An 18,416-nucleotide genomic window follows, 5' to 3' on the forward strand; every position below is an offset into this window, starting at 1 on the left:
GAACCCGGCGGCCAGGTGGAAGACGTGGTCGACCGCACCGCGGTGGGCGGCGATCCAGCTCGCGTCGACGCCGAGTCCGGGCGCGGCCAGGTCGCCGCGGACCGGGTGGACCCGGTCGCGGCCGCCCCACTCGCGTAGGCAGCGGTTGTAGCGCAGCACCGAGTCCTCGCCCGGACGCACCAGGACGTGAACGTCCGCGCCGCGCTTCAGGAGTTCGGGTACGAGAAACCGACCGATGAACCCGGTTGCCCCGGTAACCAGGTAAGACATGGGGGCCACCTTAACGTGACGCACGCCACTCGAAGCCCGGGGGCCGCACCCGGGGAAACCGGTCGGGCGTGTCCGCCCGCCGGTTTCCGCCGCGGCCTACGCTCCGGTCTCGGCCGCGCGCCGGTACCCGCGGATGGCGGGGTAGGCGAACACCACGATCATGCCGATCGCCCAGGCGGCGGTCTTCCACAGCGGGGTCGCGATCGGCCCGTCGTAGGACAGTCCGCGCATGGCGTCGATGGCCGTGCTCATGGGCTGGTTCTCGACCGTCTTCTGCAGCCACACCGGGTAGGCGAAGACCGGCACGAACCCGGAGTTGAAGAACATCAGCAGGGTGTTGATGATGCCGACCAGCGACACCAGCATGACACCGTCGGTCATGGTGGCCAGGGCCGTCACCAGCACCGCGAACCCGATGGCGAACAGGATCGGGATGCACAGCATGGCGATCGAGGCGGCGGGCCCGTACCAGAACCGGAAGCCCAGCGCGACACCGACCGCCAGCACGAACAGCGAGGTGATCAGTACGCGGACGCCTTCGGCGAGCAGTCGCCCGGTCAGTCCGGCGGCGCGATGGATCGGCATGGTGTGGAAGCGCCCGAGCAGCCCGCTGGACTTCTCGGCCTTGAAGCCGAGCGCGCTCACGATCGACCCGGACATGGCCGCGACCAGCATGACCATCGGGACGGTGCCGTAGATGCTGGGCATGCCCGTGGCGGTGGTGATCGAGTCACCGAGCACGATCCGGAACATGATGAGCGTCGCGGCCGGGTAGATCAGGGTCTGGATGGTGGTGGAGGGGTCGCGACTCCATCCGATGAGCATCCGCTTGCACTGGATCAGGCTCTGCTGCGCCCAGATCGAGACGGCACGCTCGGACCGGGACGCCACCACGGGCAGCGGTTGATGGCCCGCCCAGGAATCCGCTTCGGGAACTGCTTGCGCTGCGGCCGTCTCGACCGTGGTCGCCGTGCTCATGACCGCCTCATACTCGCCCAGACCGCCAGCGGCAGGAAGGCGACGAGCAGCCCGCCCAGCCACACCAGCGGCACCCACAACACATTCCAGCTCACCCCGTGCGCGGCCATGTCGCGCATCGCGAAGGAGAACTGGGAGATCGGCTGGTTGCGAACGAAGGGACGCACCCAGACCGGAAATCCGGATTCGGGCACGAATCCGCAGGAGAACATGCCGAAGATGAGCGTCGGCAGAGTCAACGCCTGGCTCAGCGATTCCGGGCTCTTCGTCAGCGAGCCGAGCCCGTCCGCGCCGATGGCCAGAATCGTGCCGACCGCGAGGGCGAACACGCAGAACAGGGCGGCCTGTCCCCAGCCGGCGACGAATCGGAAGCCGATCAGATTCCCCCAGACCAGAGCCGCGACAAGGGAAACCACCGATCGCACGAAGCCCGCCGACAGCCGGGATACCAGCGGCACCATTTTGCCGATGGGCATGGTCTGCATGCGGGTGTTGAGTCCGGTCATGGCTTCGAACGCGGCCAGCTGCGCGTTGGACATCATGGTGAACGACATCGTCTGCAGCACGATGATCGGCATGACGAACTGCGCGTAGTCGATGCCCTGGAATTTCATCACGTACCGCAGCGGCAGATAGAAGCCGAGGGTGAAGACCAGCGGCACGACCACCGCGATGAGCATCTCGCCCTGGGTGAACATCACCCAGACGACACGTCCGGTGAGCGCACGCCATTGCGCGAAGCTGTTGGGACGGGCCGGGGGCACCCCCTCGAACAGATCGGCGCCCGCGGCCGCGGCCGCGGTCATGCGGCGCCGTCCGCGGCCACGGTCTCCTTGGTCCCGGAGTGACCGGTGAGAGTGAGGAAGACGTCGTCGAGCGAGGGGCGGCGCAGTCCGATATCGGCGAGCTGGACGCCCGCGCTGTCGAGGCGCCGCAGGGCCTCGGAGAGGGTGCCGGCGCCGTCGGGGGCCGGAATGGAGAGCCGGTCGCCGCCGGCGATGTCCGCGCGGACCGCGGCGGGCACGAGATCGCCGAGCGCGTCGGCGACCTTGCTCAGCTGGGTCGGGTCGAGCGGGACCACCTCGCAATAACTTCCGCCGGTCTTCTCCTTGAGGACGTCGGCGGTGCCTTCCGCGATCACGGTGCCCTTGTCGATGACGATGATGTTGTCGCTGAGCACATCGGCCTCTTCGAGGTACTGCGTGGTCAGCAGCACGGTGATGCCCTGATTCTTGAGCGCGGTCACCAGGTCCCAGACGCCTTGGCGGCTGCGGGGATCCAGGCCGGTGGTGGGTTCGTCGAGGAACACCACTTCGGGCCGGACCACCAGACCGCAGGCGATGTCGACGCGGCGGCGCATACCGCCGGAGTAGTGCCGCACGGCACGACGGCCCGCGCCGGTGAGGTCGAATTCCTCGAGCAGGGCGTCGGCGCGCTGGCGGGCGGCCTTGCGCGGCAGGCCCATGAGGCGGCCGAAGAGCTCGAGGTTCTCGCGCCCGGAGAGGTTCTCGTCGAGGGCGGCGTACTGGCCGGTCATCATGATGGACCGGCGTACCGCGGGGGCGTCGGCGCGCACTTCGTGTCCGGCGACGCGGGCGATGCCGGAATCGGGGCGCAGCAGGGTGGACAGAATCTTGACCATCGTGGTCTTGCCGGCCCCGTTCGGACCGAGGATGCCCAGAACCTGCCCTCGGGCGGCGGTGAAGCTGATCCCTTGCAGCGCGTGCACGTCGCCGAACGACTTGCGGACGTCTTCGACGTACACGGCCGGATCGTCGGGCGCTAGGGGTTCCGGTCTGTCCAAGCTGGGCATCAACTCTCCACTATCTACTGTCGGGCTGAACGTTGTCGCCCCGGGGCGGCGGGTGCTCCATCCCGTGGGGATGATCCGCACCGCCTGGCGTGATGTTACCGGCGCACCGCGCGGCAGGCCGTTTCTTTGCCGAAGCAGCGAATTTCAAACTGTGCCCTTGGTCACACACCGAGGGTCCGCCGAATAGCCGCTGATCCAGGCGCAGACCGGGCGGTATGCGGCGATTTCGCTACCTTGTCGCATCTGCGCCTCGAACCATAGTCTGGCCTTGGCGGGGAGAGACATTCACAGGCCACGAGAGGTTGACCATGGCCGAGTCGGCGCAGCCGGCAGCAGGACGCGCCGGCGCGCGCGGATCCAAGGTACTCACGTCCTACGACCCCAGGACCGGGGAAGTCGTGGGCGAATACGCGGGCATGGGCGCGGGCGAGCTGACCCGCACCGTGCGCTCCGCCCGCAGCGCCGAACAATGGTGGGCGGCACTGGGATTCGACGCCCGCAAACGCTGGCTACTGGACTGGAAACGCAGCCTCGCCCGCGGCACCCGCGACCTGGTCGAACTGATCAGCCGCGAGACCGGCAAGCCGCGCATCGACGCCGCCATCGAGGTGACCCTGGCCGTCGAACATCTGGATTGGGCTGCGCGACATGCCGAACGGACCCTGGGCCGCACCAACCGGCTCGGCGCCCGGCTGCGCCGCGAGCCGACCGGCACCATCGGCTACCTGCCGCTGGGCGTGGTCGGCGTGCTGGGTCCCTGGCACAATCCCGTTCTCACCCCGATGAATTCGATCGCCAGCGCGATGGCGTCGGGCAACGCGGTGGTGTTCAAGCCCAATGAGCTGACCCCCGGCGTGGGCGCCTGGCTGGCCGACACCTGGAACCACCTGGCCCCGAATCAGCCTGTGCTGCAAGTGGTCACCGGCGACAGCGGCACCGCCGCCGCCCTGTGCCGCGCGCCCGTGGACAAGCTCGCCTACGCCGGATCCGGTGCGGGCGCGCGCGAGGTGGCGGCGCTGGCCGCCGAGTCGTCCACTCCCCTGGTCATCGAACCGGGCGGGCGCGGGTCGATGGTGGTGCAGGTCGACGCCAAACTCGATAGCGCCGCGGCCGCCGCGGTGTACGGCGCCATGGCCAATTCGGGCCAGCAGCCCGCCGGGGTGCGGCGCGTGTACGTGGCCGACTCGGTGTACGAGCCGTTCCTGGAGCTGGTGGCCGATCAGGCCCGGCGGCTGCGGCCCGGCGCGGACCGGCGTGCCTCCTACGGCCCGATGATCGTGGACGCCCAGATCGAGGTGGTGCGCCGCCAGGTGCGCGACGCGGTGACCCGGGGCGCGCGGCTGGTGGTCGGCAGCCTGGAATCCATTCGCGAGCCCTATATCGAGCCGATCGTGCTCACCGAGGTCCCGGAGACCAGCGCCGCGGTGACCGGTGAGGCCGTGGGGCCGGTGCTGGTGGTGAATCGGGTGGCCACCATGGACGAGGCCGCCGATCGGGTGAACGCGGACCGCACGCCGCGCACCGTCTCGGTCTTCACCCGCGACATCCGCTCGGTCCCGGAATTCGCGGCCCGGCTGCGCAGTGAACTGATCACCGTGAACGCGGCCCCGGTGTACGGCGTGAACGGCCCGGGGCGCATTCGGGATCCGCGCACGCTGCGGGAGTTCAGCCGGCCGCAGACGATCACCGAGACGCACCCGCCGGACCAGATCACCTCGGGCACGTTCGAGAAGCATCCGCGCCGGTTGCGGGTGGCGCGGGCGCTGTTCCGGATGCGGCACCGGGTCTGAGGGCGCGGGAGCGCCTGCCGCCGAACCCTATTCGGCGGCGGGCACGCCCAGCAGCACCGCGCGCATGAGCGCGCTCACTCGGGCCAGGTTCTCGGGCCGTCCGTCGAATCGGATGCGCCGCCCCACGTCGATCACCTGGGCGATGGCGGCGTGCACGCGGAAGCGGGCCTCGACCTGGTCGCCGTCGAGCAGATTCGCCCATTCCAGGACGTTCTGCCGCTGCACCGACCGCAGCCGATGCTGTTCGGAGGCGGGCAGATTGGAGAATTCGGAGAAGTAGACGGGCAGGATCTCCGGCATGGCGAAGGTCATGCGGGCGAAGCGGTCCGCGATCCGCACGGCGGCGTCGGAGCGACTGGTGGCCTCGGCGAGGGCCTCGTTGTTGGCGATGGCGACGCGTTCGCCGGTGCGGTGGAAGGCGGCGGCGAGCAGGTCGGCCTTGCTGGCGAAGTAGCGGTAGACGCTGGAGGCGTTGATGCCCGCGGCCGCGCCGATCTCCTCGATGCTGGCCTCGTGGTAGCCCTGCCGGCCGAAGATGCGGATGGCCTCGGTGAGCAGCTGTTCGCGTTTGGAGATGACGGGCAGGCCGCGCACCAGCGGCTCGCCGGTGGCCGGGGCGGGCGCGGGCGGCAGCTCGCAGCGCAGGATGTCCCAGCAGATCTCGGTGAGCAGATTGACCAGCCGGGTGGTGGACAGCGCGGTGCGGTGCGCGGTGATGGATCCGATGGCGCTGAGCAGCGCGGCGGCCCGCAGCTGGGTGTCGGCCGGATCGGCGTCGGGGTGGAGCGCGGCGATGGCCGCGGCCACGGTGTCGTGCAGTTCGGTGTAGATGACCCGGATGCGAGCGCGGTCCTCGCGTTCCAGGTAGCGGCGTTCCCATCGGTACAGGCCGCCCTCGCGGCGCACGTCGATGGTGTACTCGGCGATGCCGCGGATCAGCGTGGTGAGTCGTGGTTCCGGTTCCAGGGCGGGATTGTCGGCGGCCTTGGCGGCGTCGAGCAATTGCTGCGCGCCCATTTCTGCGGCGGCCACCAGCAGCGCGTACTTGTTGCGGAAGTGACGGTAGAGGGCGGGGCCGGAAATGCCGACCTCGGCCGCGATCTCGTCGACGCCGACCGGGTGGTAGCCGCGTTCGGCGAAGGCTCGTGCCGCTACTCGCACGATTTGCGCCTTGCGGTTCTTGGGGCGGCGACGGGGGCCGGATTCCGCCGCGCCACCCCGCGCGTCGTCGGGAGTACCGGCCGGTCGCCCGGTAGCGAGGGCGGCCTCGCTGCGATCGGCGACCATACTGTTTCTCCTTCTCGATGACACCGGCTGTTGACAGTGCCGGACGAACGCTCCTAAGTTAACCACAATTCGCAAAGCCGAACACACAACCTGCGGCCAGGCCGCAGACATATATCTGGGGAGCGCCCGATGACCACGAGCACGCCGGGGTACACCGCGATCAGGGACGGGCGCGTCCTGCGCATCACCATCACCAATCCCAAACGCAAGAACGCGCTGAGCTACGACACCATGGCCGGTCTGGGCGATGCCGTGCTCGCCGCCTCGGCCGATCCGGCGGTCCGGGTCATCGTGCTGACCGGCGCGGGCGGTGACTTCTGCACCGGCGCCGACCTCTCCTCCGCCCCGGAGGAGAAAGCCCGCGGCATCACGCCCGAGATGACCATGGACGTGGCCAACCGGATGATCCGCGCCATCGTGGACGCGCCGATTCCGGTCGTCGCCCGGGTCAAGGGCGCGGCCGCCGGGGTGGGCGTGGCGTTCGCGCTGGCCGCCGATCTCACCTACGCCGCCGAGGACTCCTACCTGCTGCTGGCCTTCATCAATATCGGCCTGATGCCCGACGGCGGGGCGGCGGCGCTGGTGGCGGCCGCGGCCGGGCGTCCGCTGGCCGCCGAGATGGCGCTGCTGGGCGAGCGGCTCCCGGCCCGAAAGGCCCTGGAGCACAGTCTGATCGCGGGCGTGTACGCCGACGATGAGCTCGATGCGAAGGTGGAGGCGGTGCTCGCCAAGCTGGCGCACGGCCCGCGCCGGGCGCTGGAGCTCACCAAGCGCGCCCTCAACGCGGCGGCATTGACCTCGCTCGAGGCCGCGCTGGCTGCCGAGAAGGCCGGCCAATGCGAACTGCTGGGTTCGGACGATTTCGCCGAGGGCACGGCGGCGATGCTGCAGAAGCGCAAGGCCGTCTTCGCCGAATAGGGCCGGGCGTCAGCCCTTTCCGGTGGCCGTGAGGTAGATCAGCACCACGTTCAGCGTGGTGATGACGGCGGCCACCAGCCAGGCCAGCGCGGTGGTGACGCGGTGATTGACGTTCTCCCCCATGAGTTCCGGATCGCTGGTGAATCGGACCAGCGGGATGAGCGCGAACGGGATCCCGAACGACAGCACCACCTGCGAGATGATCAGCGCCCGCGTGGGATCGACGCCGGCCGCGAGCACCACCAGGGCGGGGATCAGCGTGATCACGCGGCGCACCACCAGCGGAACGTGCCGGTGCAGCAGGCCCTGCATGATCATGGCGCCAGCGTAGGCCCCGACCGAGGTGGACGCCAGCCCGGAGGCGAGCAGGCCGACCGCGAGCAGCAGTCCCGCGACGGGACCGAGCACGTCCTGCACCGCGGCGTGCGCACCCTCGATGGTGTCCACGCCCTCGCGGCCGCGCAGGGTCTTGGCGGCCATGAGCAGCATGGCCAGGTTCACGGTGCCCGCGAGCAGCATGGCCAGGGCCACGTCGTAGCGGGTGATGCGCAGCAGGCGGTTTCGCGCCGCGCCGACCTCGGGATGCCCGTGCCGGTCGCGGGCCATGCCGGAGTGCAGGTAAACCACGTGCGGCATGACGGTCGCGCCGATCATGGCGGCGGCCAGCAGCACGCTGCCGGAGTCGGCGAAGCGGGGCACCAGGCCGCCGAGGGTGCCGGACGCGGAGGGCGGTGAGATGACCACGGAGGCAAGGAATCCGATGGCGATGATGCCGAGCAGTCCGGTGATGACCCGTTCGAAGGGCCGCTGCCCGCGATGGTTCTGGATGAGCAGCAGGATCATGGACACGAAGCCGGTGATGATGCCGCCGGCCATGAGCGGCAGCCCGAACAGCAGGTTGAGCGCGATGGCGCCGCCGACGACCTCGGCGAGATCGGTTGCCACCGCGACGGTCTCGGCCTGGGCCCAGTAGCTGAGCCGCACCCACCGACCGGCCTTGGCGCGCACCACTTCCGGGAGGGACCGGCCGGTGACCAGGCCGAGTTTCGCGGACAGGAACTGCACCAGCCCGGCCATGATGTTGGCCATCACCACGACCCAGACGAGCAGATAGCCGTATTGGGCACCGGCGCTGATATTCGAGGCGACATTGCCGGGATCGACGTACGCGATCGCGGCGACGAAAGCGGGGCCCAGCAGCACGCTGGCCGACCGCGCTCGCTGGAACGGGGTGCTGCTCTTATCGGCCACGCTGGTACTCACGAGATGAGTTTACGGGTTGCCGAACTTTTTGTTTAGCCCCTCCTGGCACCGGGTGACCGAGGCCCTGACGGCGAACGGCCCGGCACCTTCCGGTGCCGGGCCGTATCACGTTGCGCGCGTGGGTCTCTAGATGCCGAGACCCTGGGCGAGCAGCGGCCACGACGTGATGAACTCGTCGTTCCAGTAGCCCCACGAGTGGGTGCCGGTCGGCCGGAAGTTGTAGGTGGCCGGGATGCCCAGCGAGTTCAGCTTGTTCGCGAGGTTGTGGCTGCAGAAGTTGGTGCCCGCCTCGATGACGCCACCGATGATCATCTGGTTGGCCAGGCCGTAGGCGCCGGGCAGCGCGTAGGGGCCGTTGAGGGTGTCGTACTGGCCGGGCAGACCGCTACCGGAGGAGATGTAGAGGTTGATGCCGCGCAGCTTGTCCGCGTTGATGACCGGGTCGTGCGCCGCCCAGTCGGGCGAGTTCGACGGGCCGTACATGTTCTCCAGCTTGCCGCCGCCCCAGGTCTCGACGGTCAGGCGCATGAACTCCTGGCCCTGCGGGTCGGCCATCTGCGCGCAGCCGGAGTAGGCGGCGACGGACTTGTACAGGTCCGGCTTGGCCTCGGCCAGGGTGAGCACGGTGGTGCCGGAGGTGGAGATGCCGGCGATGGCGTTGACGCCGTTGGTGCCCAGGGCGGCGTCGATCAGCGGGGGCAGTTCCTCACTGAAGAAGGTGGTCCACTTGTTGCGGCCCAGGGTCGGGTCGTCGTTGTTCCAGTCCTGGTAGTAGGACCACTTGCCGCCGATCGGCTGGATCACGTTGACGTTCTTGTCGGCGAGGAAGCCGTTGACGATATTGGTCTTCTTGACCCAGGACGCGTCGTCCTGACCGCCGCCCGCACCGTTGAGCAGGTACAGGGTCGGGCGCGGGACCGAGGTGTCGGCGGGCCGCTGCACGTCGACCGGGTAGGTGGCGCCCATGGCCGCGGAGTAGACGTAGAGCCGGATGTTCCGGTCGTCCTTCATCTCGGCCTTGGTGATCTTCGAACCGTCCGCCGAGACCGGGTCGGCCAGCAGCTTCTTGCCGTCGATGATCGGGTCAGCGGAGGCGGAACCGCCGCCGACACCGGTCATGAGACCGGTGAGAACCGCTGTGGCGGCGAGGAAGGCGGCGGCTCGCGCCCCGCGCCGGCCGTTCCGGACATGTCGACGAATCAATGTTTCGCACCTTCATCTCGTGTCGTTTGCTGGTCGGAGACCACACGGTCCGGTATTCCGGTTGTCTCGACCCCCGACAGACCATACGGCTTATCCCATCGCCGCAACAGCCGCAATGTTACGGGCGGGTCGCGCGGCGAGCCCCATCGGCCCACCGCGCGTCGCCCATCGATTTCCGTTCCGTGTCCAGCTCACCGGCCGTGGTCGGCGAGCCCGGCCAGTGCCTGCACCCAGCCCTCGACCAGCTGCTTGACCTGGTCCAGGGTCAACACCGCGCCGACGAAGTCGAACCGGGCGACGAGCCCGTCCGGACTGGTGTCGACGGTGACGTCCAGGTACAGGTCGGCGGCGACGGGTTCCGGGTAGACCTCGGCGGGGCGCAGGTCGCGGTAGCGGAATCCGATGCGGCCCACCGGAAGCACCGCGATCTCCGCGACCGTCTCCGGATTCAGGTAGCGCAGCAGCCCGAATCCGACACCCTGGGAGGGCACCTCGCGGGACAGGTCACGGATCTGCTCGATGATCCGGCCCGCGTTCGGCCCGCCGGCCCGCACCTCGGCGAGGTCCAGTCCTTCCAGGCGCAGCGGGAACGGATAGTTGGTGCTGAACGCGCCGACTGTCCGGAGCCCGCCGAGGTCGCCCAGGACGCGGCCGTCGGCGATCAACCGCACCACCGAACCCAGTGTGTCGCGCAGCAATTCGGAGGCCGGGTTGAGCAGCGTCGCGGCGAGCGCGGTCAGCAGCACATCGTCGATGCTGGCGTCGTAGCGGCGGGCGACGGCGTCCACGGCCGCCGCGCCCTCGCCGGTGATGGCGACCGAGACGCGACCGCGACTGCCGGAATCGGCCGCGCCGAGCACCAGGTCCGGGGACACGCCTTCGGTCACATCGGCGAGCGTCTTACGCCACCACTCCAATTCGTCGACGGTGGACGCGTCGAGGGCGCGTTCGGCGAGCGCGCGGGCGATGCCGAGCGGGTCCGCGTCGATGCTGGGCGGGGTGGCGTGACCGCCGGACCAGGACGCGGTGAGGTCCTCGATGACGGTGCGCCACGACGCGTCGTCCACCACGAGTCCATTGGCGACCACCACCAGCACGGCCGCGGGCAGGTCCTGCGGATCGTTGGTGGCGGCGCCCTCGACCAGCACGAAGCGCATGTTGTACCCCTTCTCGGGGTCCAATTCGGCTGCGGCGGCATGGATCACGGCCTCGATGGGATCGCCGACCGCTTCCACGGCCGGGTCGATCTGCCACACCGCGGCGGCGCCGCGGGCCGGGTGGGCCGGGATGTCGAGAGCCACCGCTTCCCCGTCGCGCCGCAGCCGCGCCCACAGACCGGGGTGCCGGTCGATGAGCGACGCGACGGAGCGGCGCACCCGCGCCCCCGAGACGCCCGCGGCGATGTCCAGGGTGATGGCTCGGACCCACAGCCCGGACGGTTCGACCTCGAGCAGGCTCATGGCGCCCGCGGGCAGCGGCGAAACATCGCCCACCACGGACAGTTTCGGTCCCCGGCCGCTGGGCTCGGGCTCGGGTTCCGGGTCCGGCTCGGGTTCGGCGACCGGACCGAAATCCGCCCGCTGGCTGAGCTCCGCCTCGGCGCGCAGGGCGGCCAGGTCGAGGACCAGGGTGGGCGGATCCGCGATCTCGGGCACGGCGCGGACGCCGGCCAGCAGATCGGCCACCTTCGGTCCGATGACCGCGAAGGCCTCGGCGGTCGCCATCAGCTGGTGGGCCACGTCGACCGGATGGTCCGCGACCGCACCGGTCACGAACGGCGCCCATTCCGACGGCGAGTTGGTGATGTCTCCCGCTGTCGCCCGGAACAATTCGATATCACCGCGGAAGACCTGCGGCTGGTAGTCCGCCATGAGCTCGACAGTGCGGACGGTGCCGTCGAGGATCCGGCGCAACCGCTCCGGGGTCAGGATCGCCAGGTCGGCGGGGATGACCTCGTGCAGCGCGGCGACGACGTCGTCACCGAATCGGGTGAGCGGGCCCTCGGCCGGGAAATCGCTGGTGTCGACGCCCATCGCCCCGAGCTCGTCCCGCAGTGAGGTCCGGAAGCCCTCGATGTCGGGATCGGGGTAGGAATCCAGGACCGCGAGCAGCCGCACGCGCTGGCCCCGGGCCTGCAGTTCGGCCGCGATCGCGTGCGCGAGGCGGCCGCCCAGCGAGTAGCCGAGCAGGTGGTAGGGGCCTTCGGGCTGGAACGCGCGAATCTCGTCGGTGTATCGGCGCACGATCTCGAGCGCGGATTCCGGGCGGTAGTCGTCCTCGCTCAGCGCCGGGGACTGCACTCCGATGATGGGCCGGTCCGCCGGAAGGTGCTGTGCCAGACCGGCGAAGGTCCACGACATGCCCGACATGGGATGCACGCAGAACAGCGGTTCGAGCGCGCCGCCGGCCCGGATGGGCAGCAGGACGCGCAGGGCCGCGTCGGACTGCGAGTCGTAGTCGTGGCCACCCTCGATGGCGTCCCGAATGCGTTCGGACAGTCCGGCCACCGTGGGATCGGTGAAGAACCAGGCGACCTTGACCTGCACCCCGGTCAGCTTGCGCAACTTGCTGACCACCTGGGTGGCCAGCAGCGAGTTGCCGCCGAGGGCGAAGAACTCGTCGTCGGCGCCGACCGGCGCCGCAACACCGAGTACCTCGGCGTAGGCGGTCGCGACGGTTTCCTCGAGCGCCGTCGCCGGCGCGCGATAGGCCTGCGTGGTGAGCACCGGCTCGGGTAGCGCCCGCCGATCCAGCTTGCCGATCGGGGTGAGGGGCAATGCGTCGAGCACGACGATGGCCCGCGGCACCATGTAGGGCGCCAGACCGCGAGAGACGAACTCCGTCAACTGGTTCGGGTCGAGGGCGGCGCCGGCGACCGGGACCACGTAGGAGACCAGGATGGTCGCGCCGGACTCGTCGGCCCGCCCGATGGTGACCGCACGGTCGACCGACTCGTGCCGGCACAGCGCGGCGTCGATCTCGCCGAGCTCGACCCGGAAGCCACGCACCTTGACCTGGAAGTCGGAACGTCCGACATAGTCGAGTTCCAGTGCGCCACTCGGGCTCTCGGCACCGGTGGCGCCGGGAACCCAGCGCACCAGGTCACCGGTGCGGTACATGCGGGCGCCGGGCGTACCCCAGGGGTCGGCGACGAACCGCTCCGCGGTCAGTTCCGGGCGATTGTGGTAGCCGCGCGCCAGCGCCGGACCGGACAGGTACAGTTCGCCGACCACGCCGGGGGCCACCGGATTCAGCCGCGAATCCAGCACCAGGGCCGTGGTCCCGGGGACCGGTCGGCCGATCGTGACTCGTTGTCCCGCGGTCAGTTCCGCGTACGTGGACACGATGGTCGCCTCGGTCGGACCGTACGCGTTCAGATACGTGCGGCCCGGCTGCCAGGCGGCCAGCAGTTCGGGTGTGGTGACGTCACCACCCACGTGCACGACGGTGAGGTCCGCCAAGCCCTCGGGATTCATGGTGCCCAGCAGCGCGGGCGGGATGAGGGCGTGCGTCACCCGTTCGGCTCGGATGAGATCGTGCAGTTCCTCGCCGCCGTAGATGTCGGCGGGCACGACGACCAGCGTCGCCCCGACGGCGAGCGCGGCCATCCATTCGAGCACCGAGGGGTCGGCGATCGGGGTGCGTACCTGCAGCATTCGATGCTCGGCCCGCAGCCCGTACCGGTCGATGGCGTGCTCGACCAGGCTGCCGAGTCCGGCATGGGTGACCGACACGGCCTTGGGCAGGCCGGTCGACCCGGAGGTGAAGATCAGATACGCCGGGTGCTGGAGTCGCAGCGGCGTACGGCGATCGGCGTCGGTGATCGGCTCCGCCGATTGCGCGGCGCACAGCCGGTCGGTCGCGTGGTGGTCGAGCACCAGCCAGTCGACCTCGGACGGCAGCGCCGGGAGGTGCTCGCGCAGGGTGATGCCGATCCGGACACCCGACTCGGCCACCATGTGCTTCACGCGGTCCGTGGCGTGCGCGGGATCCATCGGCACATGCGCGCCACCGGTTTTGGCGACGGCCTGCACCACGACCACGGTCCACAGCGACCGCGGCAGCGCCACCGCCACGAAGTGCTCCGGGCCGATGCCGCGGCTGATCAGGATTCGAGCCAGGCGGGTGGAGTAGTCGTCGATCTCGGCGTAGGTGAACGAGCGTCCGGCGTCCCGGACCGCGACCCGGTCCGGGCCGACCCGCAGGCCGCGGGTCAACAGGTCCGGCAGCAGCGCCGTGGTGGCGGGTGCGGGCGCGGTGGCCACCAGCTCGCGACGTTCGTCGTCGGAGAGCAGCGGAAGTTCACCGACGGGCAGGTCCGGATCGCCGACGATGGCCGCCAGCAACCGGGTGAACCGCCGCGCGAACTGTTCGACGGTGTGCTCGTCGAACAGGCTGCGCAGGAACGAGAACGTGCCGGTCATGCCGACCTCGGCGGAGTCGACCTCGGTCAGTGCCAGCGACAGGTCGAAACGGGAGGTCTGCGCTCCGAGATCGACCGCCTCGACCCGCAGTCCGGGCAGTTCGAAGCTCTGGTCCGGGACGTTCTGGAAGGCCAGCATGACCTGGAACAGCGGGTGCCGGGCGGTGGATCGCACCGGGTTGACCAGTTCGACCAGCCGCTCGAAAGGCATCTCGCCGTGGGCGAACGCCTGCAGATCCCGGTCCTTGACGTCGGCCAGGACCTCGGCGAAGCTCCGCTGTCCGGGCACCGGGGTGCGCAGCACCAGGGTGTTGACGAACATGCCGACCATATCGTCGAGTTCGGCCTCGCCACGGCCCGCGACGGTGGTGCCGACCGCGACATCGTCGGTTCCGGCCATGCGCGCGAGGAAGATCGCGAGCGCGGCGTGCACGACCATGAACAGGGTCGCGTTGTGCTGCTTGGCCAATGCCACCAGGCCACGGTGAATGTCGGTGTCGACGGTGAAGCCGACCATTCCGCCCCCGGCGGCCGGCGCCGAGCCGCGCGGCCGGTCCACGGGCAGGTTCAGTTCCTCCGGCATGCCCGCGAGCGCGGTGCGCCAGTAGGCGGCCTGCGCGGCGATCAGGCTGTCCGGATCGGATTCCGCGCCGAGCACCTCACGCTGCCACAGTGCGTAATCCGCGTACTGCACCGGCAGGGGCTGCCAGCCGGGCGCGTCGCCCTCGACGCGCGCCAGGTACGCGACCATGATGTCGCGGGCCAGCGGTCCCATCGACCAGCCGTCGGCATTGATGTGGTGGGTCACGAACATCACCGCGTGCACGGGGCCGTCGCCGGGATCGGCGTCGGAGATCCGGAAGAGCTTGGCCCGCAACGGGACCTGCGTGCTGACGTCGAATCCGCCGATCAGCTCGCCGAGGACGCGATCGGCCAGCGCCGCGCTCTCGATGGTCTCCGGTTCGAAGGCGGGGACGGCCGCGTCGACCGGCAGCACCACCTGGTGCGGCACGCCCTCGTGTTCCGGGTACACGGTGCGCAGGGTCTCGTGCCGGGACACGACGTCGATGACGGCCTGCCGCAGCGCGTCCACCCGCAGTTCGCCGGTCAGCCGCAGCACGATCGGCATGTTGTACGAACCGGAATCGGTGTCGAGCTGGTTCACGAACCACATGCGCTGCTGGGTGAACGACAGCGGAATGCGTTCCGGCCGTGGGCGAACCGTGATCGCGGGGCGGCCTCCGATGCCGACCTGCGAACGCAGCACCTGCTCCAGCGCGATGACCGTCGACGCCTCGAACACGGTGCGCACCGGCACCCGGGTGTCGAGCGCCGCGCCCAGGCGCGCCACCAGCTGGGTCGCGGTCAGCGAATTGCCGCCCAGCTCGAAGAAGTCGTCATCGCGTCCGACGCGATCGGCGCCCAGCAACTCGCCGAAGACGCCGGCGATGACCTCCTCCAGCGCATTGGCCGGCGCCCGGTATTCGCGTTGCGCCAGTACCGGTTCCGGCAGTGCCCGCCGGTCCAGCTTGCCGACCGGGGTGAGCGGGACCGCGTCCAGCACGACAAGTGCCGAGGGCACCATGTACGACGGCAGCGCGCGGGCGGCGTCCGCGAGCAACCGCGTCTCGTCGATCACCCGGCCCGGAGCGGGCACCACGTACGACACCAGCATGGTCACGCCCGCGGCGTTCTCGCGTCCCAGCGTGACCGCGAACTCGACCTCGTCGGCGGCGGCCAGCACCGCGTCGATCTCGCCCAGTTCGATGCGGAACCCGCGGATCTTCACCTGGAAGTCGGTGCGGCCCAGGTATTCCAGCTCCCAGCGCCCGACCCGATCCGCGGCGGGCACCCAGCGGACCAGGTCGCCGGTGCGGTACATGCGCGTGCCCGGCTCGCCCCAGGGACCGGCCACGAAACGCTCGGCGGTCAGTCCGGCGCGGTTGCGATAGCCGCGGGCCAGCGCCTCGCCCGACAGGTACAACTCACCGGGCACCGTCGGGGGCACCGGATTCAGCCGATCGTCGAGCACGAAGGCCCCGATGCCCGGCACCGGGCCACCGATCGTCACCCGCCGCCCCGGGACCAGATTCGCGAAGGTCGAGGAGATGGTCACCTCGGTCGGACCGTAGCTGTTGAAGTAGCGGCGTCCCGGCTGCCAGCGCGCCAGCAGTTCCGGACTGGTGGCGTCACCGCCGGTCGCGACGACCTCGAGCGCGTCCAGGCCGGCCGGGTCGACGGTGCCCAGCATGGCCGGGGTGATCATGGTGTGGGTCACGCGTTCCGACCGCAGCAGATCACCCAGTTCGGTCCCGCCGACCACGCCCGGCGGGACGATGATCAGGGTCGCTCCGGAGTTGAAGGTGTACAGCCACTCCTCGACGGATTGGTCGAAGCTCGGCGAGCAGACGTGCAGGAACCGGTGTCCCGGTTCCACTCCGCACAGCGGGACCGCGTACTCGGCGAGCGCGGCGAGACCGGCGTGGGTCACCGCGACGCCCTTCGGCAGACCGGTCGATCCCGAGGTGTAGATCACGTAGGCCGTATGCCGCAGTCGCAGCGGCTCGATCCGGTCCGCGTCGGTGATCGCACCGGCGGGCAGCGCGGCGCAGTATTCGGCGACGGCGGGCTCGTCGAGGGCCAGCCAGTCGATGCCCTCCGGGAGGTCGTCGAGGTGGCCGGTGACGGTGAGCCCGAGGGACGCCGCCGAATCGGTGACCATGTGCCGGATGCGATCGCCCGGGTATCCGGGGTCGACGGGCACGTAGGCCGCGCCGCTCTTGGCGACGGCCCACACGGCGGCGGTCATCTCGAAGGAACGGCCGATGGCGAGCGCCACCGTCGACTCCGGCCCGATCCCCCGCCCGATCAGCAACCGGGCCAGCCGGGACGAGTAGTCGTCGAGTTCTCCGTAGGTGTACGAACGGCCCTGCCAGCGCACGGCTTCGCGGTCCCGGCCGAATCGCACCCCGCGGGTCAGCAGGTCCGGGAACAGCGTGCCGCTGCCGACCGCGGCCGGCACCCGGGTCAGCTGGGCGTACTCGTCGGCGGCCAGCAACGGCTGGTCACCGACCGGCCGCTCCGGATGCGAGGCGATGCCGACCAGCAGCCGCGCGAACCGCTGCACGAACAGCTCCACGGTGGCGGCGTCGAACAGATCGGTGGCATAGGTCAGCGCACCCGAGATGCCGTGCACCACACCGTCGGCCGTGACCCGCTCGATCATGCTCAGGTCCAGATCGAACTTGGTGACCGGCACGCTCAGGTCCACGTCGGTGACCTGGACGTCGGGCAGCTCCAGCCGGGCCGGCGTCAGGTTCTGCAGGGTCATCGACACCTGGAACAACGGGTGGCGAGCCTGCGAGCGCGGCGGATCCAGCAGTTCCACGATCCGCTCGAACGGCGCGTCGGCGTGCTCGAAGGCCGACAGATCGGTGCCGCGGACGGCGGTGAGCAGCTCCGAGAACGACCAGCCCGGATCGACCTCGGCGCGCAGCACCAAGGTATTGACGAACATGCCGATCAGATCGTCGAGCGCGGCCTCGCCACGGCCCGCGATCGGCGTGCCGATGGCGATGTCGCGGGTGCCGGACAGGCGGGCCAGCAGCACCGCCAGCGCGGCGTGCAGCACCATGAACAGCGTCGCATTGTGCTGCTGGGCAATGCGATTCAGCGCCGCGTGCACGTGCGGGTCGATCTGGAAGGCGACGGTGTCGCCCCGTCCGGTGGAGACCGGCGGCCGGGGGCGATCGGTGGGCAGTTCCAGCTGATCCGGCAAACCGTCGAGGGCGGAGCGCCAGTAGTCGAACTGGCGGGCCAGCAGCGAGGTGGGATCGTGTTCGTCACCCAGGACCTCACGCTGCCACAGCGTGTAATCCGCGTACTGCACCGGCAACGGCGCCCACTGCGGCTCCTGCCCCTGCAAGCGACCGAAATAAGCCGTCATCAGATCCCGCGTCAGCGGACCACCGGAGAAACCATCACCGGCGATGTGGTGCACCACGCACACCAGCACATGATCGTCCTCGGCCAACCGCAGCAGCCGCAGCCGCAGCGGCGGCGCCACCGTCACATCGAACGGCGCGAACGCCACCTCCGAAACCACCTGCGCCACATCGGCTTCGGTGACCTCGACCAGCCGCAGAGCCGGCTGCGCCGCCGGATCGTCGGCGGGCAGCACCACCTGGCAGCCGACGCCCTCGTGCTCGGGATAGAGCGTGCGCAGCACCTCGTGCCGGGAGACCAGGTCGTAGAGGGCGTTCCGCAAGGCGGGGACGTCGAGCGCGCCGTTGACGCGCAGCGCGATCGGCAGGTTGTAGGTGGCCGCCTCGGGGTCGAAGCGGTTGAGGAACCACATGCGCTGCTGCGCGTAGGACAGCGGAATGCGTTCCGGGCGGGGCACCGCCGTCAGGGCGCGGCCGCGACCGGCGCCGCCGGCGGCGGACGCGAGCTCGGCGGCCAACGCCGCCAC

10 protein-coding genes are annotated in these 18,416 nt (G+C 70.1%); 2 read left to right on the top strand and 8 right to left on the bottom strand.

Annotated elements, in window-relative coordinates:
- From ACWELJ_RS27285 to ACWELJ_RS27300, 4 genes are all read right to left on the bottom strand, one after another.
- On the bottom strand, positions 1-270 hold a 270-nt coding region (locus ACWELJ_RS27285; RefSeq protein WP_452368986.1), incomplete at its 3' end, for an SDR family oxidoreductase.
- 96 nt (positions 271-366) lie between these two features.
- Complete coding sequence (locus ACWELJ_RS27290) at positions 367-1,248, bottom strand: ABC transporter permease (RefSeq protein ID WP_452368987.1); 882 nt, start codon at positions 1,246-1,248, stop codon at positions 367-369.
- Positions 1,245-2,054 carry an ABC transporter permease gene (locus ACWELJ_RS27295; RefSeq protein WP_452368988.1) on the bottom strand — a complete coding sequence of 270 codons (810 nt, stop codon included), beginning with the start codon at positions 2,052-2,054 and terminating at the stop codon, positions 1,245-1,247. The genes ACWELJ_RS27290 and ACWELJ_RS27295 overlap by 4 nt, the downstream gene beginning before the upstream one ends.
- Positions 2,051-3,061 (bottom strand): ATP-binding cassette domain-containing protein, encoded by a 1,011-nt coding sequence (locus tag ACWELJ_RS27300; RefSeq protein ID WP_452368989.1) that lies wholly within the window; start codon positions 3,059-3,061, stop codon positions 2,051-2,053. The genes ACWELJ_RS27295 and ACWELJ_RS27300 overlap by 4 nt, the downstream gene beginning before the upstream one ends.
- 308 nt (positions 3,062-3,369) lie before the next feature.
- On the opposite strand from ACWELJ_RS27300, the gene ACWELJ_RS27305 reads away from it, so the two are divergent.
- Positions 3,370-4,851: an aldehyde dehydrogenase family protein gene (locus tag ACWELJ_RS27305; protein ID WP_452368990.1), complete on the top strand. Its 1,482-nt coding sequence runs from the start codon at positions 3,370-3,372 to the stop codon at positions 4,849-4,851.
- 27 nt (positions 4,852-4,878) lie between these two features.
- Here the strand turns inward: ACWELJ_RS27305 and ACWELJ_RS27310 are convergent, their stop codons facing one another.
- Complete coding sequence (locus ACWELJ_RS27310; RefSeq protein WP_452368991.1) at positions 4,879-6,138, bottom strand: TetR/AcrR family transcriptional regulator; 1,260 nt, start codon at positions 6,136-6,138, stop codon at positions 4,879-4,881.
- Positions 6,139-6,267: 129 nt separating this feature from the next.
- Here ACWELJ_RS27310 and ACWELJ_RS27315 point away from each other — a divergent pair, with 129 nt between their 5' ends.
- Complete coding sequence (locus ACWELJ_RS27315; protein WP_452368992.1) at positions 6,268-7,056, top strand: enoyl-CoA hydratase-related protein; 789 nt, start codon at positions 6,268-6,270, stop codon at positions 7,054-7,056.
- 9 nt (positions 7,057-7,065) lie between these two features.
- On the opposite strand, the gene ACWELJ_RS27320 is transcribed toward ACWELJ_RS27315, so the two are convergent.
- From ACWELJ_RS27320 to ACWELJ_RS27330, 3 genes are all read right to left on the bottom strand, one after another.
- Positions 7,066-8,319: an Nramp family divalent metal transporter gene (locus tag ACWELJ_RS27320; RefSeq protein ID WP_452368993.1), complete on the bottom strand. Its 1,254-nt coding sequence runs from the start codon at positions 8,317-8,319 to the stop codon at positions 7,066-7,068.
- Positions 8,320-8,445: 126 nt separating this feature from the next.
- Positions 8,446-9,438 (bottom strand): alpha/beta hydrolase, encoded by a 993-nt coding sequence (locus ACWELJ_RS27325; protein WP_452368995.1) that lies wholly within the window; start codon positions 9,436-9,438, stop codon positions 8,446-8,448.
- Positions 9,439-9,713: 275 nt separating this feature from the next.
- Positions 9,714-18,407, bottom strand: coding sequence for an amino acid adenylation domain-containing protein (locus tag ACWELJ_RS27330; RefSeq protein WP_452368994.1), 8,694 nt, complete (start codon positions 18,405-18,407; stop codon positions 9,714-9,716).
- Between the last annotated feature and the right edge of the window lie 9 nt (positions 18,408-18,416).

It is taken from the genome of Nocardia sp. NPDC004582 (assembly GCF_053602115.1).